General features: G+C 59.8%; 19 protein-coding genes. 9 read left to right on the forward strand and 10 right to left on the reverse strand.

The genetic code is table 11. From position 1 onward, the window contains the following. Nucleotides 1-2: 2 nt before the first annotated feature. The 3 genes from D8U60_RS16065 to gpmI form a co-directional block, all read right to left on the reverse strand. Nucleotides 3-1,322 (reverse strand): S41 family peptidase, encoded by a 1,320-nt coding sequence (locus D8U60_RS16065; RefSeq protein ID WP_039756590.1) that lies wholly within the window; start codon nt 1,320-1,322, stop codon nt 3-5. Between the two features lie 31 nt (nt 1,323-1,353). Then, nucleotides 1,354-2,640 (reverse strand): murein hydrolase activator EnvC, encoded by a 1,287-nt coding sequence (locus tag D8U60_RS16070; RefSeq protein ID WP_093105956.1) that lies wholly within the window; start codon nt 2,638-2,640, stop codon nt 1,354-1,356. A gap of 254 nt (nt 2,641-2,894) precedes the next feature. Further along, complete coding sequence (gene gpmI / locus D8U60_RS16075) at nt 2,895-4,424, reverse strand: 2,3-bisphosphoglycerate-independent phosphoglycerate mutase (RefSeq protein ID WP_071174113.1); 1,530 nt, start codon at nt 4,422-4,424, stop codon at nt 2,895-2,897. A 153-nt stretch (nt 4,425-4,577) separates the two neighbouring features. Between gpmI and D8U60_RS16080 the strand changes: the two genes are divergently transcribed. Genes D8U60_RS16080 through secB form a run of 3 tightly spaced genes read left to right on the forward strand, consistent with a single transcriptional unit; the run spans nt 4,578 to nt 5,790 of the window. After that, nucleotides 4,578-4,991, forward strand: coding sequence for a rhodanese-like domain-containing protein (locus D8U60_RS16080; RefSeq protein WP_016772116.1), 414 nt, complete (start codon nt 4,578-4,580; stop codon nt 4,989-4,991). A gap of 1 nt (nt 4,992) precedes the next feature. Next, nucleotides 4,993-5,247, forward strand: a complete 255-nt coding sequence (gene grxC / locus D8U60_RS16085) for a glutaredoxin 3 (RefSeq protein ID WP_016772115.1) — start codon at nt 4,993-4,995, stop codon at nt 5,245-5,247. Nucleotides 5,248-5,304: 57 nt separating this feature from the next. After that, entirely contained in the window at nt 5,305-5,790 is a 486-nt protein-coding gene (gene secB, locus D8U60_RS16090) for a protein-export chaperone SecB (protein ID WP_016772114.1), read from the forward strand. 96 nt (nt 5,791-5,886) lie between these two features. On the opposite strand, the gene D8U60_RS16095 is transcribed toward secB, so the two are convergent. Beyond that, complete coding sequence (locus D8U60_RS16095; protein ID WP_016772113.1) at nt 5,887-6,342, reverse strand: tRNA (cytidine(34)-2'-O)-methyltransferase; 456 nt, start codon at nt 6,340-6,342, stop codon at nt 5,887-5,889. Between D8U60_RS16095 and D8U60_RS16100 the strand changes: the two genes are divergently transcribed. The 3 genes from D8U60_RS16100 (at nt 6,341) to D8U60_RS16110 (ending at nt 11,516) form a co-directional block, all read left to right on the forward strand. After that, nucleotides 6,341-6,781: a hypothetical protein gene (locus tag D8U60_RS16100; protein WP_024011226.1), complete on the forward strand. Its 441-nt coding sequence runs from the start codon at nt 6,341-6,343 to the stop codon at nt 6,779-6,781. The two genes, D8U60_RS16095 and D8U60_RS16100, sit on opposite strands and share 2 nt — an antisense overlap. Nucleotides 6,782-6,968: 187 nt before the next feature. Beyond that, nucleotides 6,969-8,960, forward strand: a complete 1,992-nt coding sequence (locus D8U60_RS16105; RefSeq protein ID WP_241663544.1) for a leucine-rich repeat domain-containing protein — start codon at nt 6,969-6,971, stop codon at nt 8,958-8,960. Between the two features lie 84 nt (nt 8,961-9,044). Further along, nucleotides 9,045-11,516: a leucine-rich repeat domain-containing protein gene (locus D8U60_RS16110; RefSeq protein WP_130900480.1), complete on the forward strand. Its 2,472-nt coding sequence runs from the start codon at nt 9,045-9,047 to the stop codon at nt 11,514-11,516. Between the two features lie 621 nt (nt 11,517-12,137). Here the strand turns inward: D8U60_RS16110 and ntrC are convergent. The 5 genes from ntrC to glnA form a co-directional block, all read right to left on the reverse strand. Then, entirely contained in the window at nt 12,138-13,574 is a 1,437-nt protein-coding gene (ntrC, locus tag D8U60_RS16115; RefSeq protein WP_016772108.1) for a nitrogen regulation protein NR(I), read from the reverse strand. Further along, the gene (glnL, locus tag D8U60_RS16120; protein WP_024011230.1) at nt 13,571-14,656 is read right to left on the reverse strand and encodes a nitrogen regulation protein NR(II); all 1,086 of its coding nucleotides are present in this window, start codon (nt 14,654-14,656) and stop codon (nt 13,571-13,573) included. Before glnL ends, ntrC begins: the two co-directional genes overlap by 4 nt. Before the next feature lie 230 nt (nt 14,657-14,886). Next, nucleotides 14,887-15,510 (reverse strand): DUF4124 domain-containing protein, encoded by a 624-nt coding sequence (locus D8U60_RS16125; RefSeq protein ID WP_122699874.1) that lies wholly within the window; start codon nt 15,508-15,510, stop codon nt 14,887-14,889. Further along, on the reverse strand, nt 15,507-16,019 hold the full coding sequence (locus tag D8U60_RS16130) for a DUF4124 domain-containing protein (RefSeq protein WP_122699873.1): 513 nt from the start codon (nt 16,017-16,019) through the stop codon (nt 15,507-15,509). The genes D8U60_RS16125 and D8U60_RS16130 overlap by 4 nt, the downstream gene beginning before the upstream one ends. Nucleotides 16,020-16,277: 258 nt before the next feature. Next, entirely contained in the window at nt 16,278-17,684 is a 1,407-nt protein-coding gene (glnA, locus tag D8U60_RS16135; protein WP_016772104.1) for a type I glutamate--ammonia ligase, read from the reverse strand. Nucleotides 17,685-18,011: 327 nt separating this feature from the next. Here glnA and thiI point away from each other — a divergent pair, with 327 nt between their 5' ends. Further along, on the forward strand, nt 18,012-19,466 hold the full coding sequence (gene thiI, locus D8U60_RS16145; RefSeq protein ID WP_024011233.1) for a tRNA uracil 4-sulfurtransferase ThiI: 1,455 nt from the start codon (nt 18,012-18,014) through the stop codon (nt 19,464-19,466). 139 nt (nt 19,467-19,605) lie between these two features. Beyond that, nucleotides 19,606-21,426: a translational GTPase TypA gene (gene typA, locus D8U60_RS16150; protein WP_016772102.1), complete on the forward strand. Its 1,821-nt coding sequence runs from the start codon at nt 19,606-19,608 to the stop codon at nt 21,424-21,426. A gap of 250 nt (nt 21,427-21,676) precedes the next feature. Here the strand turns inward: typA and D8U60_RS16155 are convergent, their stop codons facing one another. Beyond that, nucleotides 21,677-22,114: a YkgJ family cysteine cluster protein gene (locus tag D8U60_RS16155; RefSeq protein WP_016772101.1), complete on the reverse strand. Its 438-nt coding sequence runs from the start codon at nt 22,112-22,114 to the stop codon at nt 21,677-21,679. A 259-nt stretch (nt 22,115-22,373) separates the two neighbouring features. Between D8U60_RS16155 and D8U60_RS16160 the strand changes: the two genes are divergently transcribed. Next, entirely contained in the window at nt 22,374-24,824 is a 2,451-nt protein-coding gene (locus tag D8U60_RS16160; protein WP_041477535.1) for a glycogen/starch/alpha-glucan phosphorylase, read from the forward strand. Nucleotides 24,825-24,967 lie beyond the last annotated feature (143 nt).

A 24,967-nucleotide genomic window follows, 5' to 3' on the forward strand; every position in this document is an offset into this window, starting at 1 on the left:
CCTCAGCGGCCGGAGGTGATGCTCAGGCCTTTGAGCAGGCTCAGGGCCTGGGCCAGCTGGTAATCGTCATCCTGCGGCATCGCTTTGGCCTTGCCGCCGGAACCGCTCGGTTTGTCGGCGCCGCCGTTGCCGTTGCCCAAGTGACCTTGCAGATCGGCTTCCTTGAAGTATTCGCTGTCGGCTTCGTTGGTGATCTTCGCGCGGCGCACTTCGATGTCCGGCACGATGCCCTGAGCCTGGATCGAGCGGCCGTTCGGCGTGAAGTACAGCGCGGTGGTGATCTTCAGCGCGCGGTCGTTGTTCAGCGGCAGCACGGTCTGCACCGAACCCTTGCCGAAACTGGTGGTGCCCATGACCACGGCACGCTTCTGGTCCTGCAGGGCGCCGGCGACGATTTCCGAAGCCGAGGCACTGCCACCGTTGATCAGCACGACCATCGGCACCGCTTCGCTTTCGTCCTTGCCGGTGGCGGAGAAGCGCAATTCGGAGTTGGCAATGCGGCCCTTGGTGTAGACGATCAGGCCTTTGGTGATGAAGTGGTCGACCACTTCCACTGCCGATTGCAGTACGCCGCCCGGGTTGTTGCGCAGGTCGAGAATGATGCCGTTGAGCTTCTTGCCGTTGTCCTTGCGCAGTTTGGCCAGAGCCTTGGAGACTTCTTCGCCGGTCTTGACCTGGAACTGGGTGATGCGGATGTAGCCGTAGCCCGATTCCAGCAGTTGCGCCTTGACGCTTTTCACCTGAATCACTGCACGGGCCAGGGTCACGTCGAACGGCGTGCCGCCATCGCGAACCAGGGTCAGGGTGATTTTCTGGCCGATCTTGCCGCGCATCTTGTCGACGGCTTCGGTCATGGTCTGGCCGCGGGTTGGCTGGCCGTTGATCTTGACGATGAAGTCGCCAGCCTGAATGCCGGCCTTCGACGCCGGGGTGTCGTCGATCGGCGAGACAACCTTGATGAAGCCGTCCTCGGCGCCGACTTCGATGCCCAGGCCGCCGAATTCACCGCTGGTGCTTTCCTGCAGCTCGGTGAAATCTTCCGGGCCAAGGTAGGCCGAATGCGGATCGAGGTTGCTGAGCATGCCCTTGATCGCGTTTTCCAGCAGAGTCTTGTCGTCCACAGGCTCGACGTACGCGGCTTTGATCCGGTCCATGACCTCGGCGAAGGTGCGCAGCTCTTCCAGCGGCAACGGCGCCTTGGCGGTCGCGGCAGTGCCTGCCGGAGCGACGGTCGGGGCCGGTTGTGCGGCGAACGCCAGAGGCGCGCCGATCACCAGGGCGATCGTCAGGGCCAGCGAGGTAAGGCGGGACAAATGCAGCATGTCGAACGAACTCCTGAATTAGATGGTGCGCTTATCCTTGCGCACGACACCATTGCGCCGGATCACTCGGGTGACCCTGCTGACGAATTGCGAAATACAGCGCTGGCGTGTCCTGACCGCCACTGTTACCGACAGTGGAAATCGACTCGCCAGCCTTGACCACATCACCCGCCGACTTGAGCAGCGTCTGGTTGTGGCCGTAAAGACTGAGAAAACCGTTGCCATGATCAAGGATCACCAGCAAACCGGCACCGCGCAGCCAATCGGCGAACACCACGCGCCCACCGTGTACGGCGTGCACCTGGCTGCCGGCGGAGGCGCTGATCATCACGCCATCCCACTTGGTGCGGGCGTCGTCGCCACGGCTTTCACCGAAGCGCGCGAGTAATCGACCATCAACCGGCCACGGAAGTTTTCCCCGGGTTGCAGCAAAAGGCCCGCCAAAGGTTTCGCCGCTGCTCGATACCAGCGCGCCGGGGCTTGATCTGGCGGGTTTTCGTGGGGCGTCGCTGTTATCAGCCTGCGCCTCACGCAAACGCTTTTTTTCCGCTTCCTGCTGGGCGATCAGCGCTTTCTGCCGCGCTTCTTCTGCCTCACGAGCCTGACGGGCCAGGGTTTCTTCAATGGTTTTAAGGACTTTAGACAGGTCTGCCTGATCCTGCTCGCGGGCGGCAAGTTTCTGGTCGCGGGCCTTGACGTCGTCATTGAGTTTGGCAAGGACCTGCTGGCGTTCCTTGCGGACTTTCTCGAGTGCTTCGCGCTGCGTGTCGAGGTCGCTTTTCTGCACCAGCAACTGCGCTTGCTGCAGGCCGATGTCTTTTTCGACATTGGCCAGCTGGCGCAGGGTTTCGTTGAAGTTCTTCAACTGCTCCAGGCGTGCCTGGCTCAGGTAGTCGTAATAGGTGAGGGTGCGGGCGAACTTCTCGGGGTTCTGCTGATTGAGCAGCAGCTTGAGGTATTCCTGGCGGCCGTTCTGATACGCCGCTCGGGCCTGAATGGCGATCAGTCGCTGCTGTTCAGTGCGCGCGCTCTGGAGTTTTTTTTTCTCTGCATCGAGCCGCTGTAGCTCGGATTCGCTTTTCTGCAGTTCTTTCTGCAGCGCGTCGACCTGCTTCTGCAGCTTGCCCATCTCGGTTTCAGTGCCCTTGAGCTCTTTCTGCACGCCGGACTTTTCTTCCTGCAGCTTGCCCAGGAGTTTTTTCAGCTCGGCGATATCCTGACGCGTGGCGTCCAACTGCTGTTGGGTTTGCGCGCGCTCGTCGGCGAAGGCCGGCTGGAGCAGACAGGTCAGAGCAAGGGCGATCAGGACGCGAAGCATAGGGGCGGGCGGCACCAGGGTAGAGGACGGCCTAGTATGCCCGCCCGAGGCTGCAAAAAAAACGCCCAATTGGGGCTGTGTGATAACTGGCTGGAGATACAGCTGAAAATAATCTTCGAACCCAGCACAAACCACTGTGGGAGCTGGCTTGCCAGCGATGGCGGCTGCACATTCAACATAAATGCTGGCTGTCAGATTGCTATCGCTGGCAAGCCAGCTCCCACAGGGTTTTTGCGGTGTTTTCCGGATTCGGCTCAGACCAGGATCGAAGTCCCGGTCATCTCCGCCGGTTTTTCCAGACCCAACAGCATCAGCATGGTCGGCGCTACGTCCGCCAGCACGCCGCCTTCGCGCACTTTCAGGTCGCGTTTGCCGACGTAGATGAACGGCACCGGCTCGGTGGTGTGCGCGGTATGCGCCTGACCGGTGGATTCATCGGCCATTTGCTCGACGTTGCCGTGGTCAGCGGTGATCAGTGCTTCGCCGCCGACCTTTTCCAGCGCTTCAACGATGCGACCGACGCAGGTGTCCAGGCACTCGACCGCCTTGACCGCCGCGTCGAACACGCCGCTGTGGCCGACCATGTCGCCGTTGGCGTAGTTGACCACGATCACGTCGTAACGCTGGTTTTCGATGGCGTCGACGATACGGTCGGTCACTTCCGGGGCGCTCATTTCCGGCTGCAAGTCATAAGTCGCGACTTTCGGCGACGGGATCAGGATGCGCTCTTCGCCCGGGAACGGTTCTTCACGACCGCCGGAAAAGAAGAAGGTCACGTGGGCGTATTTTTCGGTTTCAGCGATGCGCAGCTGGGTCTTGCCGTTTTTCGCCAGGTAATCACCGAGAACGTTTTCCAGGCTGCCGGCGGCGAAGGCCGACGGTGCCGGAATGCTTGCGGCGTACTGGGTCAGCATGACAAAACCGGCCAGTTTTGGCTGGCGGGCGCGCGCAAAGTCCTTGAAATCGTCTTCGACGAACACGCGGGTCAGCTCGCGGGCGCGGTCGGCGCGGAAGTTCATGAACACCACGGCGTCGCCGTCTTCAACTTTTACCGGCTCACCGATGGAAGTGGCTTTGACGAATTCGTCGCTTTCGCCACGGGCGTAGGCAGCTTCGAGACCTTCCTGAGCGGTGGCGGCGTTGAATTCGCCGTTGCCGTCGACGATCAGGTTGTAGGCCTGGGCGACGCGATCCCAACGGTTGTCACGGTCCATGGCGAAATAGCGGCCGATGATGCTGGCGATCCGGCCTTTGCCCAAGGCCTGGAAAGTCGCGTCGAGCAGTTCGATCGACGAAGCGGCGCTTTTCGGCGGCGTGTCGCGGCCATCGAGAAAGGCGTGCAGGTAGATTTTTTCGGCGCCGCGCTTGAAGGCCAGTTCGGCCATGGCGATCAGGTGATCCTGGTGGCTGTGCACGCCGCCATCGGACAGCAGGCCCATGAAGTGCACGGCTTTGCCGGCGGCCACGGCTTTATCGACAGCGGCGCAGATGGTCGGGTTTTCGAAGAATTCGCCGTCGCGGATCGCTTTGGTCACGCGGGTGAAGTCCTGATACACCACGCGCCCGGCGCCGAGGTTCATGTGGCCGACTTCGGAGTTGCCCATCTGGCCGTCCGGCAGGCCGACGTCCATGCCGCTGCCCGAAATCAAGCCGTTCGGCACCGTGGCCCACAGACGATCCAGCACAGGTTTCTTCGCCGCGAACACGGCATTGGATTCGGGGCTGTCGCTGTGACCGAAGCCGTCGAGAATCATCAGGACCAAAGGTTTGGGCGTAGTCGTCATGGAATCCACTCGTGGCTGATAAAGAAGAGGGCGATGGAAAACGGAGTTGGAGTTTAAAGCGAAGTTCCGACCGCGTCACCGCCGGACGGGGTTTGGCCGACCATAGTGGCTGTGTATACTGGCCGACATTTTAACGCCCTGGAACCTCCTTCGATGGTTGCTCACCTGATTGAATTTGCCACTAACCACTACATTCTTGTCGGTATCTTCGTCGTACTTCTGGCTCTGTTGCTGGCGCACACGATGCAGGGCGGCGGCAAGAGCCTGAGCACCGGCGAACTGACCGCACTGGTCAATAAAGACGCAGGCGTGGTGGTGGACATCCGTCCGGCCAAGGATTATGCCGCTGGCCACATCGTCGGCGCGGTGAACATCCCGCAAGACAAACTGGCTGCCCGCGTCGGCGAGCTGGAAAAACACAAGGCCAAGACCATCATTCTGGTCGATGCCCTCGGTCAGACCGCCGGTACTCACGCCCGCGAGCTGATGAAGTCCGGCTTCACCGCCGCCAAGCTGTCCGGCGGGATTTCCAGCTGGAAAGGCGACAACCTGCCGCTGGTGAAATGACATGAGCGAAGTCATCGTCTACTCCAGCGATTACTGCCCTTACTGCTCGCGCGCCAAGCATCTGCTCGCCAGCAAAGGCGTGGCCTTCGAAGAGATCAAGGTCGATGGCAAGCCGCAGCTGCGTGCCGAAATGACCAAAAAGGCCGGGCGCACGTCCGTGCCGCAGATCTGGATCGGCGCAAAGCACATCGGCGGTTGCGATGATTTATACGCCCTGGAGCGCGCCGGCAAACTCGACGCGCTGCTCAAGGGCTGAACGGCTGCACCCACGTACAGCACTCCCTAAAAGACCCAAGATCGATAAGGATCTGAGATGACTGACCAACAGAACACTGCAGCCAGCGAAGAAGAAACCGCACCGCAATTTTCCTTGCAGCGCATCTACGTACGCGACCTGTCCTTCGAAGCCCCGAAAAGCCCGGCGATTTTCCGCCAGCAGTGGGATCCGGCGGTCGGTCTGGATCTGAACACTCGCCAGAAAGCGCTGGAAGGCGATTTCTACGAAGTAGTGCTGACTCTTTCCGTCACCGTGAAAAACGGTGAAGAAGTGGCCTTCATCGCTGAAGTGCAACAGGCCGGTATCTTCCTGATCAAGAATCTGGACGCGGCTTCGATGAGCCACACCTTGGGTGCGTTCTGCCCGAACATCCTGTTCCCGTACGCCCGCGAAACTCTGGACAGCCTGGTTACCCGCGGTTCGTTCCCGGCGCTGATGCTGGCCCCGGTGAACTTCGATGCCCTGTACGCGCAAGAGCTGCAGCGCATGCAGGAAAGCGGCGAGACTCCGACCGTTCAATAAAGGCTCGGATACGCATCGCGGGCAAGCCCGCTCCCACAGGTCTTGCACATTCCTGTGGGAGCGGGCTTGCCCGCGATTGTTTTGGTCAGGCGAAAACTATTTGAAGTCGTTCTGCCGCCACGCTTCGTACACGGCGACCGCCACGGTGTTGGACAGGTTCAGACTGCGGCAGCCTTCGCGCATCGGCAGGCGCAGGCGCTGTTCGGCGGGCAGGGCGTCGAGCACGTCCGCTGGCAGGCCACGGCTTTCCGGGCCGAACAGAAACGCGTCGCCGGGCACGAACGCGGCATCATGGAACGGCCGCGAACCCTTGGTGGTGAAGGCGAACACACGCGGGTTGCCCAGACTTTCCAGACAACTGGCCAGATCAGCGTGACGCTGCAACGTGGCATATTCGTGGTAGTCGAGACCGGCACGGCGCAGGCGCTTGTCGTCCATCTCGAAACCCAGTGGTTCGATCAAATGCAGGTGGCAGCCGCTGTTGGCGCACAGCCTGATAACGTTGCCGGTGTTCGGCGGAATTTCTGGTTGAAAAAGGATGACGTGAAACATGCACGGCTCCGAAGGTAAAGATGAGCGGCATTCTACGCCGCCTGTGGACAACCGTTCGAAACTATTCCCGCGCGTCATCGGCTCGCTGGCGATTGTCGGCTTGATGATCGGCTTGATGATCGGCCGGCTGACCACGCCGGATCCGAGCGTGCTGGAGCAGGTCGAGGTTACCGATGGCGGCCTGGTGGTGTGGTTCAACAATGAGCCGAAGCTGCACGGCGAGATCATCGACGGCACCGTCGCGCTGCTGTTTCAGGCCGAAGGTCGACCGCAGAAAGGCCAGCTCAGGCTCAACGGCAAGGACGTCAACTGGCGCACGCGCAAGAGTGATGGCGGATTGTTGCTGACGGTGCTGGCAGCGCGTCCGTTGCGGGGCGACTGGGTCGGCAGCGAGGTCGATGATCGCTGGCGACTGGAGATCCGTTTGAGCGAGCCCTAGCGGCACTTCTTCATCACTGGGGCGCGCTCCCACACTTTTTGAGGTCGTTTCCCACTGCGACCGTCTTCCTTTCCCATCTCCAGCACGTGCTCATGCACGTTATCGTTCGCCCCTTCAAACGGCAGGATGCCGAAACCCGTCGTCCCCTTGCAGGAATGCAGGGGGCGTCTTTTTCAAGGATGAAAATATGCCAGTCAAACCCCCTCGCGGTGGCGGTACCCACGTGGACGCCTCGGGCAGCCCGCATCGGTCTGCGGACGTGGACACTTCGCTTCCCGGCCACTTGGGTCGCACAGGCGTCGATGTGGATATTGCTCAGCACCATTTGCTGCCGCGCGCCGGATCATCCACCGACGCCACCCTGGATGCCGTGCCCCCCGCCGCGGCCGTTGTAGTTCGCGCAATCGCGGAGGGTATTGGCCCGACAGCCAGCCAGCCTTCGCTGGACAATTACGTCACCAACGCCCGAGCGATACTTCCACAGGTCAACAGCGAAGGTTTGCGGGTGATCAGTCGGCGAACCTACGCAGACCTGGCCAACGGTGACCTGGTGCCTGTCGCCGTGGATGCTGCGACGGGTTTGTATCGAGCCCGGCGGCCAAGCGAGTTGCTCCCATCCGGCCCGGTGATGCTGCGCGATGTGGACAGCGGACTCTGGTATGCGCGTGAAGTCGCGGAGCCAACTACCCGGGAACAGATCCGCACCTACCTTCCCGACGCGACCGACGAGGACGCGGATGCCTTCATCGCCCGGTTTGATGACAAGGACGTGGCAGAGCTTGAGCTCAAGCATATCCAGCTTGGGCTTGCGCTATTGAACTCGACGGATTTTGACCTGCCGATCAGTCGAGGTTCCATTTCATCGGGCAACGAGTTTCATGAGGCGCGAAATATGTGGGCGACGTTTCGCCAGTTGTACCGATGGCAGGGCCAGCCCGAGCAGCGCGTCTACCGTGATGGGCGGCTCGTGGGCTTCAAGCTGGAAATCGATCTGACGATTTGGCCAGTTGCAAAGCCGCTTTCCTTGAAGTTCGGCTCAGTGGTTTCTCTGACTTTAAGAGGCCGTGGCCGGCTGGATCCGGACGTGTTTTGCGCACAATTTCCCAACCTTGAAAGCCTGACGATTACCAGTCAGGAAATCGCAGTGCAAGGCCGGTTTCAAGGATGGGACGTGATTAATTGGGTGCATTCAAAATTCAGTCTGGATTCGCGCTTTGCCGAGCAATTGAAAAGATTCCCGCGTCTGCAAAGGCTGCACTTGCAGGACTGTGAATTGACGTCTGACTTTTCCGTACGAGGCCTTGCCAGGCTACATGAGCTATGGCTTTGCAATACATTCGAGGCCCCGGTGAATAGCCTCGACATGCAAATGCGGCATCAGGAGCAAGTCACCTTTTTGCAAGTGGCAGCTGACCTCAGAGGGATGACTGAACTGCGAGTGCTGGATCTGAGCCGCACCGGAATACACCTGCTGCCTTCCGGTCTTGAGGCCATCGACGTGGCGTCGAAGCTTGAAGTGTTGAGACTGGGGGGCAATCCGCTTGCGGACAGCCTTTCACTCGAAAACATGACCGCACTGCAGGAGCTGGATCTTTCCAATACACGATTGCAAAGATTTCCCGAGGGCATTACCGACAGGATTCCCGCAAGAGAACTGAATCTTGCGGACAATCACATCAGGTCGATTCCCGAATCCGTGGAGCTCAGAGCGGGCTTCAATCTCATCGGCAATCCGATCACGGACCCGGCCTCGCTACGGCGGTTGATACGAGCACGTGCCGAGACAGGCACCGATATCTGGCTTGGGCAGGAAAGCAGCGATGTAACTGCCGATCTCTGGCTACGCAACGTGCCACAGGACCAGATAACGGAAAAACAAGCGCTGTGGGACAGGCATAACGCCGCAATGCCACTGGCAGTGACCGGCATTCTTCGTCGGCTGAGTCGAACGCCCGAGTTTCACGTCGAACGCCCGCTGCTGCAGCGGCGCGTGTGGTGGTTTCTGGAAATGTATGACAGGGCCGACGTCACCGAGCGGGCCAGGCTCGACGCCATTCTTCATACGGAAACGAGTCCCGGGAGGATGCTGGACCGGCTGGAGAATGAAATCCGCAGCTATGACGCAGGGCGACAGAATCAACCGCTGCACCCTCTGCCCAAGCGTCCGCGTATTGCTTAGGGGGATGTGAACAGCGGGCGGCACGATGCCGACACTACTACCCCCTGCACAAAAGCCGGGGCAACTTTTCAAGGATGAAAAAACATGCCAGTAAAACCACCTCGCGGGGGCAGCACCCACGTTGATACGGATGTCCACACGTTCCCGAAGCGAAGCTCCGACAAGGATTTCATACCGGCGGATATGCCCGTCCGCGATGGCACGGTCCCCTGGGCTGGCCTCGATGATCTGACGTCGCGAAGCACCAAACCTGGCGACGACGCAGGCCCGGTTGCGATCCTGCCGGCGCCGGTGCTCGAAGTTCGCCCGGCGCCGCACCTTGCTGCAAGCCCCGCTGTCATAAACCGGTCACTGGAGACCTACCGGATAACGTCAGCGATCGAGCTGCCTGATGCTGATAGCGAAGGCTTCAGGATGTACAAAAATCGCTGTTATGTTGACGTACCTGACAGTGGCCTCGTTCTCGTCGCAGTGGATCCGGATACGGGGTGGTATCGCGCTCGACATTCCAGCGAGTTGTTCCCTTCCGGCCCATGGATGTTGCGCGATAGCGAGAGCGGCATCTGGCATCCGCACAGCGACTTCAGCACCCGCACCAACTCCCTGACCGCCAAAAGCCTGGACGGCTTTCATGCCGGGCCGGATCTCAGCGGCGCGCAATCGGGCAGCGACGGCGTGATACGTCACGAAGGCAGGCTCTATGTGGTCATCCATGAACAGGCGTATCAGGTCATGCAGGATCTGGATGCCTCCCGCCCGGAATACAGGGTTTGGCGCCTGGTCAAACCCAACGATCCCGTCGCTGCCGACAGCGCGAATATCTACCGCGCCAGCCTTGGCGGTGAAACCCTGGCTATCACCCGCAGCGAGCAGAACACTTGGGTTTCCATGCTCACCGGTTTGCGCGGTGGGATGGACGGCGGTGCACAGGCGCCTGCCAACCCGTTCAACTTTCACCGCCCCTGGCTCACCGGCGCCGGCCCCTCAGGGGCACAACCGCCGGTTCTGGTTGCGACCACACGGGCGCAGGTCAAACGCTATTTTGCTGACGCGACGGATCAACATGCCGATGATTTCATTGCGCGATATGGAGAAGCGGGGTTGGCGGAAGTGGAACTCAAGCGGCTTCAGTTGGAGTTTCCTCGGTTGGACCGTGAGATCACTGCCTGGGAGACGGGCTACAAAGGCAAGGACAATGCAGAGCGCAGGCGCCGGCTGGCAATAGGTGCCAACATGCGCCGGTTGTTCAAGTGGCAGGGAGAACACTCGGAAAAAGTCTACCGAAATGGGCGGCTGGTCGGTTTCAAGCTGGAGCTCGACCTGGGAAGTCGGGGCAATCTCGCGCCGCCGGGTTTTTCGGTTCCGCTCAGAGCCGTCGTATCCCTGGTCCTGGAGGGAAGTCCCTCAAGAAGTCTGGGCAATGTGTTCTCGATGCTTTCCCACATTGAAACCCTCGAAGTACGCAGATTCAAAGGCAAGAGTCATGAACTGTTAAGCGAAATCGGTAAACTCCCGGCGTTGAAAGTCCTGACGATGCAGGAAGCCACACTCTGGCTCCCGTCGGTCACTCTTGAACATTTCACGCAACTGACCCGTTTGCGGGAGCTGAGCCTGACGCACTGCAGTATCTGGCCGCCTTTTTCGGTGCGCGGTATGACCGAGTTGCGGGTCTTGCGCGCACGTTCCTGTGGCCTGCGTCGTCCGCCTGACGGGCTGGGTGAATTGCCCGCGGCGTCAAGGTTGGAGGTGCTTGATCTGTTCCATAACCCCGATCTGACAGACGCGCCTGATGTGACTCATATGTCCGCATTGCGAGAGTTGAATCTGGCCCATAGCTACATATCTTCGCCGCCGCCCGGGCTTGATTTGCCCAGCGGTCCGACGCGGCTGGAGAAACTGGATTTGTCGCAAAGCCGGCTGGCTGTGGCGCCTTCACTGCGGGGAATGACGGCGTTGCTGGAGGTCGATCTCAACCGTACTCGTATAAAGAGTTTCCCGGACGGCGTTACATCCGATATTCCCAGGACGCGTCTGGATCTGGTCTATACCGGGATCAGCGCAATTCCTGAAAACATTGAGCTGAGAAAAGGTTTTGACCTCACTGGCAGCCCGATTGCCGACCCCGCTTCTCTGCGACGTCTGATAGCTGCACGTCGGCAGACGGGTAGCGATCTATGGCTGGGAAGAATCGAGGCTGATTTGGGGATCCATCACTGGATGCACCATGTTCCCCAGGCGCGACACGCTGAAAAGTCTGCGCTGTGGGATGCATTTGTCCTTGAAGCGAACTCCGCAATGATGAAACAAATCAGAAATCTGGTGCGTACGCCGGAATTTCAGGTTGAGCGGCTGCTTTTGCAGCGCCGGGTCTGGTCGTTTATCGAGCGTTTCCAAAACGCCAGTTACGGTGAGCAAAGAAGTTTGCTGCGTATTGCAACTGATGAAGCCAGCCCTGGAAAAATGCTGGACAGGCTGGAGGAGGAAATAAGGAAGTCTGACCCGACGTGGCAAAACCAGCCCCCACATCATGCGCCCGGGCGCCCGAGATTCGAGTAGGGGCGGGGGCGCTGCAGTGTAAAAGCGGGAATCCCTGACCTGCCTGTATCAGGGTTCCCAAAAGCATGGGCGTCGCGTTCAGCATCGGCCCGGTATAAAGAGGGAACCCCCGGCCTGCCTGTACCAAGGATCCCAAAAGGGTGGACTCATCCGTTGCGGTCTGAGCCCGATGTAAAGAGGGGAATCCCCGGCCTGCCTGTACCAAGGTCCCCGAAACGGGTGGTGAAACGAATCACCTGAGATAGGTATTGCAGGGTGCGTGCCAGGTTTAAATTTGCTGAAACAAAAAACGCTTTGCGAACGCGAAAGCCCCGGGACTCGGGGCTTTCGCGTTTTTGAATAAAGGGTTTTTCAGTTTTTTCAGGAGTGATTGTGGCGATACGGCTGTGCGCGATCGCGGGTCATTGTGCATTGATGCGGTGCACGGTGGCCCTCACCCTGACCCTCTCCCAGAGGGAGAGGGGACTGACCGAGGTGCCCGGTCAAGTTACGCCGACCTGAGATACCGAGCCGAACTCAGGCCTCGAAACCACCCGAGATTGCTCCCTTCCCCCTCTCCCCCTTGGGGGAGAGGGCTGGGGTGAGGGGGATCGATCCTGAGTACACGACAACCCTTAAGCGTTAACCCTCTTCCCCCTCATCATCATCCCCACCATCAACCTTCATCCCCAGTTCCTTGATCTTGCGCGTCAGGGTATTGCGCCCCCAACCCAGCAGCACCGCCGCATCACGCCGACGTCCTGCGGTGTGCTTCAAAGCAGTCTCGATCATGATCCGCTCGAACGCCGGCACTGCGCTGTCGAGCAGGCTCGACTGGCCACGGGCCAGGGCCTGATCGGCCCACTGGCGCAGGGCCTGTTCCCAGTTGGTCACTGGCGCCGAATCCTGCGGCAGGTTGAGCAGTTCCGGTGGCAAGTCACTGATGTGCACTTCACGGCCGGAGGCCATGACGGTGATCCAGCGGCAGGTGTTCTCCAGCTGGCGCACGTTGCCCGGCCACGGCAGGTTTTTCAGGTATTCCTCGGTTTCGCTTTTCAGCAGCTTCGGCTCGACCGCCAGTTCCTGCGCGGCGCGGCTGAGGAAGTGCCGGGCCAGGGTCGGGATATCTTCGCGACGATCCGACAGGCGCGGGATGTGGATGCGGATCACGTTGAGGCGGTGGAACAAGTCCTCACGGAATTTGCCGGCGTGGACGAGCGTTTCCAGATTCTGGTGGGTCGCGGCGATGATGCGTACATCGACCTTCACCGGCACATGGCCGCCGACGCGATAGAACTCGCCATCGGCCAGCACACGCAGCAGACGGGTCTGGGTGTCCGCCGGCATGTCGCCGATTTCATCGAGAAACAGCGTGCCGCCGTCCGCCTGTTCAAAACGACCGCGACGCAAATTCGCCGCGCCGGTGAACGCGCCTTTCTCGTGGCCGAACAGTTCCGATTCCATCAGATCCTTGGGAATCGCCGCCATGTTCAGGGCAATGAACGGCGAGGCCGCGCGTGGGCTGTGGCGGTGCAGGGCGTGGGCCACCAGTTCTTTACCGGTACCGGATTCGCCGTTGATCAGCACGGTGATGTTGGAGTGGCTCAGGCGCCCGATGGCACGAAACACTTCCTGCATTGCCGGCGCTTCGCCGATGATTTCCGGGGTGCGGGTCAGCGCCGGCACCACTTCTAAACCTTGCTGTTCCTGCGCATGCTGATTGGCGCGTTTGACCAGCGATACCGCTTCATCGACGTCGAAGGGCTTGGGCAGGTACTCGAAAGCGCCGCCCTGATAGGAGGCGACAGCGCTGTCCAGATCGGAGTGAGCGGTCATGATGATGACCGGCAGCCGTGGGTGCTGTTCGCGAATCCGCGCCAGCAGATCCAGGCCACTGGCGCCCGGCATGCGGATATCGGAAATGATCACGTCCGGCTGCTGCCGGGCCAGACGACTCATCACGCCATCGGCGCTGTCGAAGCTCTGGGTGGTCATGCCTTCCTGCTGCAAGGCCTTTTCCAGGACCCAACGGATAGAACGGTCGTCATCGACGATCCACACGGTTTCACTACGGCTCATGTCGATGTGGCTCCTTGTTCCAGTGGCAGGAAGATCGAGAAGGTGGTGTGGCCTGGATGGCTCTCACACTCGATCAGGCCCTGGTGCTGACTGATGATGTTCTGGGTAATGGCCAGGCCCAGCCCGGTACCGTCCGGGCGGCCGCTGACCATGGGAAAGAAAATGGTTTCCTGCAGTTCCGCCGGGATGCCCGGGCCGTTGTCGATGATCTCGATCTTGGTCACCAGACGATGGCGGATGTGGCCGATGGTGAACTGGCGCATGGCGCGGGTGCGCAGGCTGATGCGGCCCAGGCGCAGCTCGTTCTGGCTGCTGATCGCCTGCATCGCGTTGCGCACGATGTTCAACACCGCCTGAATCATTTGCTCGCGGTCGATCAATACGTCGGGAATGCTCGGGTCGTAATCACGCACCAGGGTGATGCAGCCCTGGCTTTCGGCTTCGACCAGATGGCAGACGCGTTCGAGCACTTCGTGGACGTTGCACATGGCCAGCGACGGCAGTTTGTTCGAGCCGAGCATGCGATCGACCAGGTTGCGCAGGCGGTCGGCCTCTTCGATGATCACATTGGTGTAATCGCGCAGGCTCTCTTCCGGAAGCTCGCGGGCGAGCAATTGCGCCGCACCACGGATGCCACCGAGGGGATTCTTGATCTCGTGAGCGAGGCCGCGCACCAGCATCTTGCTGGTTTCCTGCTTGGACAACTGGGCCTCTTCCTTGGTGATCCGCAGCAGGCGATCACGCGGGTGCACTTCAAGCAAAAGCAAAGTCTCGCCGTTGCTGAGGATTGGCGTGACCGCGTAATCCACGGTCAGCGTCTGGCCGGTGAGGGCGGTGAGCATCGCTTCACGCTTGGTGAACGGGTGCGCCTGCTCGACCGCCTGGCGCAGGGAATTGAGCGCCTCGGGGGATTCGGTGAACAGCTCGCTGATGAACTGGCCGTGACTGCGCTGACCGCTGACCGCCAGCAGCATTTCCGCCGCCGGGTTCATGTACTCCAGGCGCAGCTCGGCGTCGAGCAGGATGGTCGCCGTGGTCAGGTTGTCGAGCAGCAAACGGTGAATAGCGTCGCTTATGGTCATCTGGACCCCTTTTGGAGCAAGGCGTGCGCGAGAACAAAGCGCTGATGTCGGGAAAATGCAAAAACCAAACCAAGGCTCCGAAAAGAAGCGTTTAAGCCCTGAAACAGGCGTTTGACGCGCGTTTGTATGGCACGGAGCCAGCTCAAACGGGAAGTTTCGAACCAAAATGGGTTGGGTTGTGGGCGAGATGCAGTTTAGTGCACCAATAGGGTGCGCGTGCCCGGCGGACGTTAAAAGAAGCGCAGGAATGGATTTTTCGATTCTTCAGGTTTGTTCTTGAGCGGGCATTCCGGGCGCACGCCGTAATCGTCGGCGACACAGGGTTTGACCTGACGTTTCTGCGCCAGGGAAATGCGCAGCATGTGGAACGGCTGATTGGCGGTGCGTTCCACGGTACGCCCGGCGGCGTCGAGGATTTCGATCGAAAGGCTGTGGCTGCCGCGATCGATATTGCTCAGCGCAAATACCGGGCTGACGCCGGGCTCGCCAGTGGCCTTGCCATCCAGCAGCAGGCGATAACGATGGCCGCTTTGCAGGCCGGGCTCGCTGGTGACGCTGACGATCAGCTCGCCAGCGCTGCTGCGCAAAGTGGCATCGGGCTCCGGGATCAGAATGCGCAGCATGTCGTAACGAAAGGGCGCTGGTTCGGCAGATTTTTTCGCTGTGGTGATCGGCGCTGCGGTGCTGGCAGGGACAGCCATGCGATTGCTTGTCGCGATCGGCACTCGTTTGGCATTGGCGCGTGGCTGGTCGGTGTAGACGCGGTTGCCCTGCGCGTCGAGATAGGTGAAGACCTCCGCCGAGGCGGAGGTCGACATCAGTGCCAGGACGAGTACCAGCCCCGCGCGGATCATGGCGTGTGCACCCGTTGCACGGTGAAGACCGCGGGCGGGCTCTGCTGGATGACAGTCTGGCCATCGATCACTTGCACGGCCAGGCGATGCTCGCCGCGATCGATGTTGATCAATTGCAGGACCGGCACGTTGCTCGGCTGGCCATAGGGCTGGTCGTCGAGCAGCAGCCTTAATTGATGCGGCGGTTGCAGGCGCGGTTTGATCAGGACGTTGACCGTGAAGGTGCCGTTGTTGGCGCGCAGGGCCTCGTCAGTAGGCAGACCGGCGAGCTCAAGGATTTCATAGGCGTTGCGCGGTGGTTGCGGTTGTTCTGCGGTGGGTGCCTGCGGCGCACTCGGTGCTTGCGGCTCGACCCGATTGAGCGGTGGCAGCTCGACCGGTTGCGCCTGCACGCCGTCCGGCGGCTGATTGCTGTAAGCAGTGTTGCCGTTGGCGTCGGTGTACTTGTAGATCTGCGCGGCGGCGGGCAGGGCGATCAGCAGCAGAATGTAGAGAAACGTGCGACCCATGAAATCGACCGGGGTTGGAAGCGATGGGTAGCAGCATAGGACAGGTGGGGCGGTTGGCCAAAACCGTTGATAACTGGAATTGAAAAGACTGGTAGCCAAAACACGGATCGTTCCCACGCGGAGCGTGGGAACGATCAATGACACGCCGCTTTCGCGAGCAGGCTCGCTCCCACAGGGTAAATGAACTGCGCCGAGCAATAAAAAAGGCCTCCCGAAGGAGGCCTCTTTTGTCACGCCACTTTACGCAGCGCTACCGGATCAGCAGCTGTAGTACAGCTCATATTCCAGTGGGTGTACGAAGGTGCGAACCTTGATTTCTTCTTCCGATTTCAGCGCGATGTAAGCGTCGATGAAGTCGTCGGAGAACACGCCGCCCTTGGTCAGGAATGCGCGGCCCTTGTCCAGCTCTTCCAGGGCTTCTTTCAGGCTGCCGCATACCTGTGGAATCTCTTTCGCCTCTTCAGGCGGCAGGTCGTACAGGTTCTTGTCGGCGGCATCGCCTGGGTGGATCTTGTTCTGGATACCGTCCAGACCGGCCATCAGCAGCGCTGCGAAAGCCAGGTACGGGTTGGCAGCCGGGTCCGGGAAGCGTGCTTCGATACGGCGGGCTTTAGGGCTCGACACGTAAGGAATACGGATCGAAGCGGAACGGTTGCGCGCCGAGTAGGCCAGCATTACTGGCGCTTCGAAGCCTGGCACCAGACGCTTGTAGGAGTTGGTCGCCGGGTTGGTGAAGCCGTTCAGGGCCTTACCGTGCTTGATGATGCCGCCGATGAAGTACAGAGCGGTATCGGACAGGCCGGCATAGCCTTCACCTGCGAAGGTGTTCTTGCCGTCTTTCCAGATCGACATGTGTACGTGCATGCCCGAACCGTTGTCGCCGTACAGTGGCTTCGGCATGAAGGTCGCGGTGCGGCCGTAAGCGTCGGCAACGTTGTGCACAACGTATTTCAGGGTCTGAACTTCGTCAGCTTTCTTCACCAGGGTGTTGAACTTGACGCCGATTTCGTTCTGGCCGGCAGTCGCCACTTCGTGGTGGTGAACTTCAACCGACTGACCCATTTCTTCCAGTGCGTTGCACATGGCGGTACGGATTTCGTGGTCGTGGTCGAACGGTGGAACCGGGAAGTAGCCGCCTTTCACGCCTGGACGGTGACCCTTGTTGCCGCCTTCGATGTCCTGGTCGGACATCCACGAACCTTGCTCGGAGTAGATCTTGAACATCGAGCCGGAGATGTCCGACTTGAATTTCACCGAGTCAAAGATGAAGAACTCAGGCTCTGGACCGGCGAATACGGTGTCACCGATACCGGTGGCTTTCAGGTGCTCTTCGGCGCGCTTGGCGATCGCACGTGGGTCGCGATCGTAGCCCTGCATGCTCGAAGGCTCGATGATGTCGCACACCAGAATCAGGGTTGGGTCTTCGGTGAACGGATCGAGTACGGCAGTTTCGTCGACCGGCATCAGGATCATGTCGGAGGCTTCGATGCCTTTCCAGCCGGAGATGGAGGAACCGTCGAACATCTTGCCGACTTCGAAGAAGTCGTCATCCAGCGCATCGCGAGCCGGCATGGTCACGTGGTGCTGAGTGCCTTTGGTGTCCGTGAAGCGCAGATCAATCCACTTGACGTCATGATCTTTGATGAGTTGAACCGACTTCGACATAGTGTCCTCCGGGTGAATTAGGGCGGGTAGTGGATGCCCTTAATAATGGTGATGCCGGCGCGAATACTCTGCCAAGGCAACCTGCCTCACAAGGGAGCAAATTGCATGCCAGTGCCCCAGCATGGGTTTTTTGCGCCAAATTCACGCTTATTAAGGCGTGCGAGATACTTAATCGACAAATCCCGCCCCTTAATGTTGCGTTTAAATTCAGAAATGACCTGTTTTGGTGCAAGCAAAACCTTCTGCACATTAACTGGTTAAACCTTGAGCAATTTCCGCTATAATCCGCGCCCCCCTTTTTCGGCTGGCCGTTCGCGCGCTGTTTTCATGAAACTTATCGTAAAAGTCTTCCCCGAGATCACCATCAAAAGCCGACCTGTCCGGACGAAATTCATCCGCCAGTTGGCCAAGAACATCCGCACCGTGCTCCGTGACCTGGACCCGGCCGTGGTGGTGAACGGCGTGTGGGACAATCTCGAGCTGGAAACCCGCGTTACCGACCCCAAAGCCTTGAAGGAGATGGGCGAGCGCCTGACCTGCATGCCGGGTATCGCGCATTTTCTGCAGATCGACGAGTACCCGCTGGGCGACTTCGACGACATTACCGAAAAGTGCAAACAGCACTACGGCGATGCGCTGGCCGGGAAGATTTTCTCGGTACGCTGCAAGCGCGCAGGCAAGCATGCGTTCAGCTCGATGGACGTGGAAAAATACGTCGGCAGCAAGCTGCGTCGCGAGTGCGGTGCAGCCGGAATCGACCTTAAAGCGCCGCAAATCGAAGTCCGTATCGAAGTTCGCGACAAACGGTTGTTCGTGATTCACAGCCAGCACAACGGCATCGGCGGCTACCCGCTGGGTGCGCTGGAGCAGACGCTGGTGTTGATGTCCGGCGGCTTCGATTCGACCGTGGCGGCTTACCAGATCATGCGTCGCGGCCTGATGGCGCACTTCTGCTTCTTCAATCTCGGCGGGCGTGCCCACGAATTGGGCGTGATGGAAGTCGCGCACTTCATCTGGAAGAAGTACGGCAGCTCGCAACGCGTGCTATTTGTCAGTGTGCCGTTCGAGGAAGTGCTGGGCGAAATTCTCGGCAAAGTCGATAACAGTCATATGGGCGTGGTTTTGAAGCGTATGATGTTGCGCGCCTCGTCCGAGATCGCCGAACGCCTGCACATCGATGCACTGGTGACCGGTGAAGCGATCTCCCAGGTGTCGAGCCAGACGCTGCCGAACCTGTCGGTGATCGACTGCGTGACCGACAAACTGGTGCTGCGACCGCTGATCGTCGCGCACAAGCAGGACATCATCGACACGGCCAACGAGATCGGCACCGCCGATTTCGCCCGGCACATGCCGGAATACTGCGGCGTGATTTCGGTCAACCCCAAGACCGCCGCCAAGCGGGGCCGGGTTGAGCACGAAGAGAAAGAATTCGACATGGCGGTACTCGAGCGTGCGCTCGCCAACGCCAAACTGGTGCCGATCGATCGGGTAATCGACGAGTTGGGCCAGGATTTGCAAATTGAAGAAGTCAGCGAAGCGCTGGCCGGTCAGATCGTCATCGACATCCGCCACCCGGATGCCGCCGAGGATGACCCGCTGGAGCTCGCCGGCATAGAGGTACAGACGATGCCGTTCTATGCAGTGAACGCACGTTTCAAGGAACTGGACCCTACTCGCCAGTACCTGCTGTATTGCGACAAAGGCGTGATGAGTCGCCTGCATGCCCACCATTTGCTCAGTGAGGGGCATGCCAATGTGCGCGTTTATCGACCGAGCTAAGTGCCCGGGGCTGTTTGCCTGTGGCCTGCGTCACCGGCCCCCCGACACCGCCGTCAAGCTGTAACGGCCATGCCGGACACTACTGCTAATCGCTGCCATGACTTGTCAGCAAACCGAATCCTCTGATCGAGATACACAAGTGATCGAAAATCTACGCAACATCGCCATCATTGCCCACGTTGACCACGGTAAAACCACCCTGGTAGACAAACTCCTGCGTCAATCCGGCACCCTGGAGCGCAACGAGCTCAACGACGAGCGCGTGATGGACTCCAACGACCAGGAAAAAGAACGCGGTATTACCATTCTGGCGAAGAACACCGCCATCAACTGGAACGGCTACCACATCAACATCGTGGACACCCCGGGCCACGCCGACTTCGGCGGCGAAGTTGAACGCGTAATGTCGATGGTCGACTCCGTTCTGCTGCTGGTTGACGCTCAAGACGGCCCTATGCCGCAAACCCGTTTCGTGACCAAGAAGGCTTTCGAAGCCGGCCTGCGTCCAATCGTGGTGATCAACAAGGTTGACCGTCCAGGCGCACGTCCGGACTGGGTTCTGGACCAGATCTTCGACCTGTTCGACAACCTCGGTGCTACCGAAGAACAACTGGACTTCCAGGTTGTTTACGCTTCGGCCCTGAACGGTATTGCCGGTCTGGACCACACCGCCATGGCGGAAGACATGACTCCGCTGTACCAGGCGGTAGTCGACCACGTTCCGCCTCCGGCTGTTGACCGTGACGGTCCGTTCCAGATGCAGATCTCCGCTCTGGACTACAACAGCTTCCTGGGTGTTATCGGTGTTGGCCGTATCGCTCGCGGTCGCGTCAAGCCGAACACCCCGGTTGTCGCTATCAGCGCCGACGGCAAGCGCCGCAACGGTCGTATCCTGAAGCTGATGGGTCACCACGGTCTGCACCGCATCGACGTTGACGAAGCAGCAGCCGGCGACATCGTCTGCATCAGCGGCTTCGACGAGCTGTTCATCTCCGACACTCTGTGCGACATCAACACCGTCGAGGCGATGAAGCCGCTGACCGTTGACGAGCCAACCGTTTCCATGACCTTCCAGGTAAACGACTCGCCATTCTGCGGTAAAGAAGGCAAGTTCGTGACCTCCCGTAACATCAAGGATCGTCTGGACAAAGAGCTGCTGTACAACGTTGCACTGCGCGTTGAAGAAGGCGACTCGGCTGACAAGTTCAAGGTTTCCGGCCGTGGTGAGCTGCACCTCTCGGTACTGATCGAAACCATGCGTCGCGAAGGCTTCGAGCTGGCCCTGGGCCGTCCTGAAGTGATCATCCGTGAAGTTGACGGCGTGAAGCAGGAACCGTTCGAAAACGTCACCATCGACATCCCTGAAGAATCCCAGGGCAAGGTCATGGAAGAGATGGGTCTGCGTAAGGGCGACCTGAGCAACATGGTGCCGGATGGCAAGGGCCGTGTTCGTCTGGAATACAACATCCCTGCTCGCGGTCTGATCGGTTTCCGTAACCAGTTCCTGACCCTGACCAACGGTGCTGGCATCCTGACCTCGATCTTCGACCGTTACGCTCCAGTGAAGTCGGGCCACATGTCCGGCCGTCAGAACGGCGTTCTGGTTTCGGTTGAAACCGGCAAGGCTCTGACCTACTCGCTGGAAACCCTGCAGGCCCGTGGCAAGCTGTTCGTAGAACACGGCCAGGAGATCTACAACGGTCAGATCGTTGGTCAGAACAGCCGCGACAACGACCTGGGTGTCAACCCAACCAAAGGCAAGAAGCTCGACAACATGCGTGCTTCGGGTAAAGACGAAACCATCGCTCTGGTCCCACCTGTTCGCTTCACCCTGGAACAGGCTCTGGAATACATCCAGGAAGACGAGCTGTGCGAAGTCACGCCTAAGTCGATCCGTCTTCGCAAGAAGATCCTCGACGAAAGCGAGCGTACCCGCGCTGCCAAGAAAGCCAAGGCGTAATTCAGCCCTGGAATAAAAAACGCCCCCGGTCGCGAGACCGGGGGCGTTTTTGTTTGTCTGGGGTTTAGGCGATCTTTGTGCTGGCCTCATCGCTGGCAAGCCAGCTCCCCACAGGGTTTTGTGGGCGTATTGATCGTTCCTACGCTCTGCGTGGGAATGCCTCAACGGACGCTCCGCGTTCGGCTTCAGGAGTGACGCGGAGCGTCCCGGGCTGCATTCCCACGCAGAGCGTGGGAACGAGCAGGCGCGATCAAAATTTGTCGATGGCCCGGAAATTCTGCACCCGCTCGACTTCTTTCGGCTTGTACGCGCAATACCCCGGGCGCGGCCCGATCTTCGGGTGGTTGCGGCAGGTGTCCGGGCGCTTGTCATAAATGGTGCACAGGCGGGTTTTACGATCCAGGTAATAGCAGTCATTGTTGCTCATGCGCTGGAGGGTGAAGATTCCCGATTTCTGATTGAAGCGCTCGACCAGACCTTCCTTTTGCAGGCGCTTGGCGATGTTCTTTGGCGGATCGCCCAGTTCGAACTCGTCGACCACACCGATGCGCACCAGATCCTTGATCTTCACTTCGACCGGCAGCGTGCAGCAGCTGGACATGCACGAGCCGCACATCGGTGCCGAATATTTGGCCCACGTATCGAGACGATCAATCTCGGCGGCGGCGATCAGGTTGGGCTTCATCATCGGGAGTTACCAGGCGTGTATGCATCAGGGCGCGCGATCATACCGGGAGCGGTGGAATTTTGAACAACCTTTCGCCGGATATTTTCGCAGCGGCCGCATTTTGCCCGACAGGACGGCACGGCCCCTGCATTCATTGGCTCATCCGCCAGGGTTATGTCGCACTGGCGCACAGTCCGCGCAAATACTGCCGAACCAGAGCCGTTAGCGCCGGTCAGACCGTCTAGGCTCAGAAAATTCCCGCTCGCTCGAGGTCCTGTTGATGACTCAAGAACCACTAGTTCGCGAAGCAGAGGTGGCCGCGTTCCGCGACGCCGTCCTGACCAAACTCACCTACGCCGTGGGCAAAGACCCCGATCACGCCTTCGACCATGACTGGTTCGAAGCCATCGCCCTGGCTGCGCGTGATCACATGGTCGAACACTGGATGGACCATACCCGACAGATCTATCGCAAAGGCCAGAAGCGGGTTTATTACCTCTCGCTGGAATTTCTCATCGGCCGTTTGCTCTACGACAGCCTGAGCAACCTCGGCCTGCTCGACGTCGCCCGTGAAGCGCTGACCGAACTGGGCGTCGATCTGGAGCGCATCCGCCTGCTGGAGCCCGACGCGGCTCTCGGCAACGGCGGCCTCGGTCGTCTCGCGGCGTGCTTCATGGAAAGCATGTCGACCCTTGGCATCGCCGGCCATGGCTATGGCATTCGTTATGAGCATGGCTTGTTCCGTCAGGCGATTGTCGATGGCTGGCAACAGGAGCAGACCGAACACTGGCTGGATTTCGGCAACCCTTGGGAATTCGAACGGCCGGAAGTGGCGTACCCGATCGGCTTCGGCGGCAGCGTCGAAACCGTCACCGATGCCTCCGGCAAGACTCGTCAGGTCTGGTCGCCGGCGGAAACCGTGCGCGCCATTGCTTATGACACGCCGGTGGTCGGCTGGCGCGGAGCGAGCGTCAACACTCTGCGCCTGTGGCGTGCCCGCGCCATGGAAGACCTGCACCTGGAGCGCTTCAACGCCGGTGACCACCTGGGCGCCGTGGCGGAAGTGGCCCGCGCCGAAAGTATCTCCCGCGTCCTTTATCCGGCCGACAGCACCGAAGCCGGGCAAGAACTGCGCCTGCGTCAGGAATACTTCTTCGTCGCCGCTTCGTTGCAGGATCTGCTGCGCCGTCACCGCAACATGCACACCTCGGTGCTGACCCTCGGTGATCACGCGGCGATCCAGCTCAATGACACTCACCCGTCAATCGCCGTGGCCGAACTGATGCGCCAACTGGTCGACGTCTACGACGTCGCGTGGGACGCAGCATGGCAAGTCACCGTCGACACTCTGTCGTACACCAACCACACGCTGCTGCCGGAAGCGCTGGAAACCTGGCCGGTCGGGCTGATGGAACGCATGCTGCCACGGCACATGCAGATCATTTACCTGATCAACGCGCAGCACATCGATTCGCTGCGGGCCAAGGGCATACATGACTTCGACGTGTTGCGCGCGGTGTCGCTGATCGAAGAAGACAACGGCCGCCGGGTGCGCATGGGCAACCTCGCGTTCCTCGGTTCGCACAGCGTCAACGGCGTGTCCGGTCTGCATACGCAGCTGATGCGCAAAACCGTATTCGCCGAACTGCACAAGCTCTATCCGGAGCGGATCAACAACAAAACCAACGGCATCACGTTCCGCCGCTGGTTGTATCAGGCCAACCCGGAACTGACCTCGATGCTGATCGACGCTCTCGGCCCGGACGTGCTTGATCATCCCGAAGAGCGCCTGCTCGAACTCGAACCGTTCGCCGAGAAAACCGCGTTCCGCAAAGCCTTCGCCGAGCAGCGGTTGCACAGCAAGAAGGCGCTGGCCTATCTGATTCACGAGCGCCTCGGGATCGCGGTCAACCCGGCAGCGATGTTCGACGTGCAGGTCAAACGTATTCACGAATACAAGCGTCAGTTGCTCAATCTGATGCATACCGTGGCGCTGTACCAGGCGATTCGTGCCGAGCCGGAAGTCGACTGGGTGCCACGCGTGAAGATCTTCGCCGGTAAAGCGGCGGCGAGTTATCACCAGGCCAAGCTGATCATCAAGCTGACCAACGACATCGCTCGGGTGGTGAACAACGACCCGACCGTGCGTGGTCTGCTGAAAGTGGTGTTCCTGCCCAACTACAACGTCAGCCTGGCCGAGAGCATCATCCCGGCGGCGGACTTGTCCGAGCAGATTTCCACCGCCGGTTTCGAGGCGTCGGGCACCAGTAACATGAAGTTCGGCCTCAACGGCGCGCTGACCATCGGCACCCTCGACGGTGCCAACGTGGAAATGTGCGAGCGCATCGGTGCCGAGCACATGTTCATCTTCGGCCTCAGTGCGCAACAGGTTGAAGCGCGCAAGCAGAACCACGAGTTCAGCGCCGTACCCGACATCGCCGCCTCCCATCGTTTGAACGATGTGCTGCAAGCGATTCGCAGCGGTGTGTTCTCGCCGGACGACACTTCGCGTTATACCGGCCTGATCGATTCGTTGATCGACTATGACCGCTTCCTGGTCTGCGCCGACTTCGACTCCTATTGGGAGGCGCAGAAGCGTGTCGATGCGCACTGGCATGACTCGCAGAACTGGTGGCGTTCGGCGGTGCTCAACACCTCGCGGATGGGCTGGTTCTCTTCCGACCGGACGATTCGCGAGTACGCCACGGATATCTGGAAAGCGCTGGAGTAACTTTTCGCCTGGCTCGATATAATCGGCGCGCCGGAAAAGATCGCAGCCTGCGGCAGCTCTTACACAAAGTGTTCGCATAAACCTTTGTAGGAGCTGCCGCAGGCTGCGATCTTTTTGCGACAGGCTGCGCTAATCTTCCCGGA

Source organism: Pseudomonas sp. Sample_11 (assembly GCF_004307505.1).
Taxonomy (GTDB): Bacteria; Pseudomonadota; Gammaproteobacteria; order Pseudomonadales; family Pseudomonadaceae; genus Aquipseudomonas; species Aquipseudomonas atacamensis.

Coding starts and splice junctions, on each gene's coding strand:
- D8U60_RS16110 (WP_130900480.1), top strand. CDS start 9,045: ATGCCAGTAAAACCACCTCGCGGGGGCAGCACCCACGTTGATACGGAT.
- D8U60_RS16160 (WP_041477535.1), top strand. CDS start 22,374: ATGACTCAAGAACCACTAGTTCGCGAAGCAGAGGTGGCCGCGTTCCGC.
- D8U60_RS16130 (WP_122699873.1), bottom strand. CDS start 16,019: ATGGGTCGCACGTTTCTCTACATTCTGCTGCTGATCGCCCTGCCCGCC.
- D8U60_RS16105 (WP_241663544.1), top strand. CDS start 6,969: ATGCCAGTCAAACCCCCTCGCGGTGGCGGTACCCACGTGGACGCCTCG.
- thiI (WP_024011233.1), top strand. CDS start 18,012: ATGAAACTTATCGTAAAAGTCTTCCCCGAGATCACCATCAAAAGCCGA.
- D8U60_RS16125 (WP_122699874.1), bottom strand. CDS start 15,510: ATGATCCGCGCGGGGCTGGTACTCGTCCTGGCACTGATGTCGACCTCC.
- glnL (WP_024011230.1), bottom strand. CDS start 14,656: ATGACCATAAGCGACGCTATTCACCGTTTGCTGCTCGACAACCTGACC.
- grxC (WP_016772115.1), top strand. CDS start 4,993: ATGAGCGAAGTCATCGTCTACTCCAGCGATTACTGCCCTTACTGCTCG.
- gpmI (WP_071174113.1), bottom strand. CDS start 4,424: ATGACGACTACGCCCAAACCTTTGGTCCTGATGATTCTCGACGGCTTC.
- D8U60_RS16155 (WP_016772101.1), bottom strand. CDS start 22,114: ATGATGAAGCCCAACCTGATCGCCGCCGCCGAGATTGATCGTCTCGAT.
- D8U60_RS16080 (WP_016772116.1), top strand. CDS start 4,578: ATGGTTGCTCACCTGATTGAATTTGCCACTAACCACTACATTCTTGTC.
- D8U60_RS16070 (WP_093105956.1), bottom strand. CDS start 2,640: ATGCTTCGCGTCCTGATCGCCCTTGCTCTGACCTGTCTGCTCCAGCCG.
- D8U60_RS16095 (WP_016772113.1), bottom strand. CDS start 6,342: ATGTTTCACGTCATCCTTTTTCAACCAGAAATTCCGCCGAACACCGGC.
- D8U60_RS16100 (WP_024011226.1), top strand. CDS start 6,341: ATGCACGGCTCCGAAGGTAAAGATGAGCGGCATTCTACGCCGCCTGTG.
- secB (WP_016772114.1), top strand. CDS start 5,305: ATGACTGACCAACAGAACACTGCAGCCAGCGAAGAAGAAACCGCACCG.
- glnA (WP_016772104.1), bottom strand. CDS start 17,684: ATGTCGAAGTCGGTTCAACTCATCAAAGATCATGACGTCAAGTGGATT.
- D8U60_RS16065 (WP_039756590.1), bottom strand. CDS start 1,322: ATGCTGCATTTGTCCCGCCTTACCTCGCTGGCCCTGACGATCGCCCTG.
- ntrC (WP_016772108.1), bottom strand. CDS start 13,574: ATGAGCCGTAGTGAAACCGTGTGGATCGTCGATGACGACCGTTCTATC.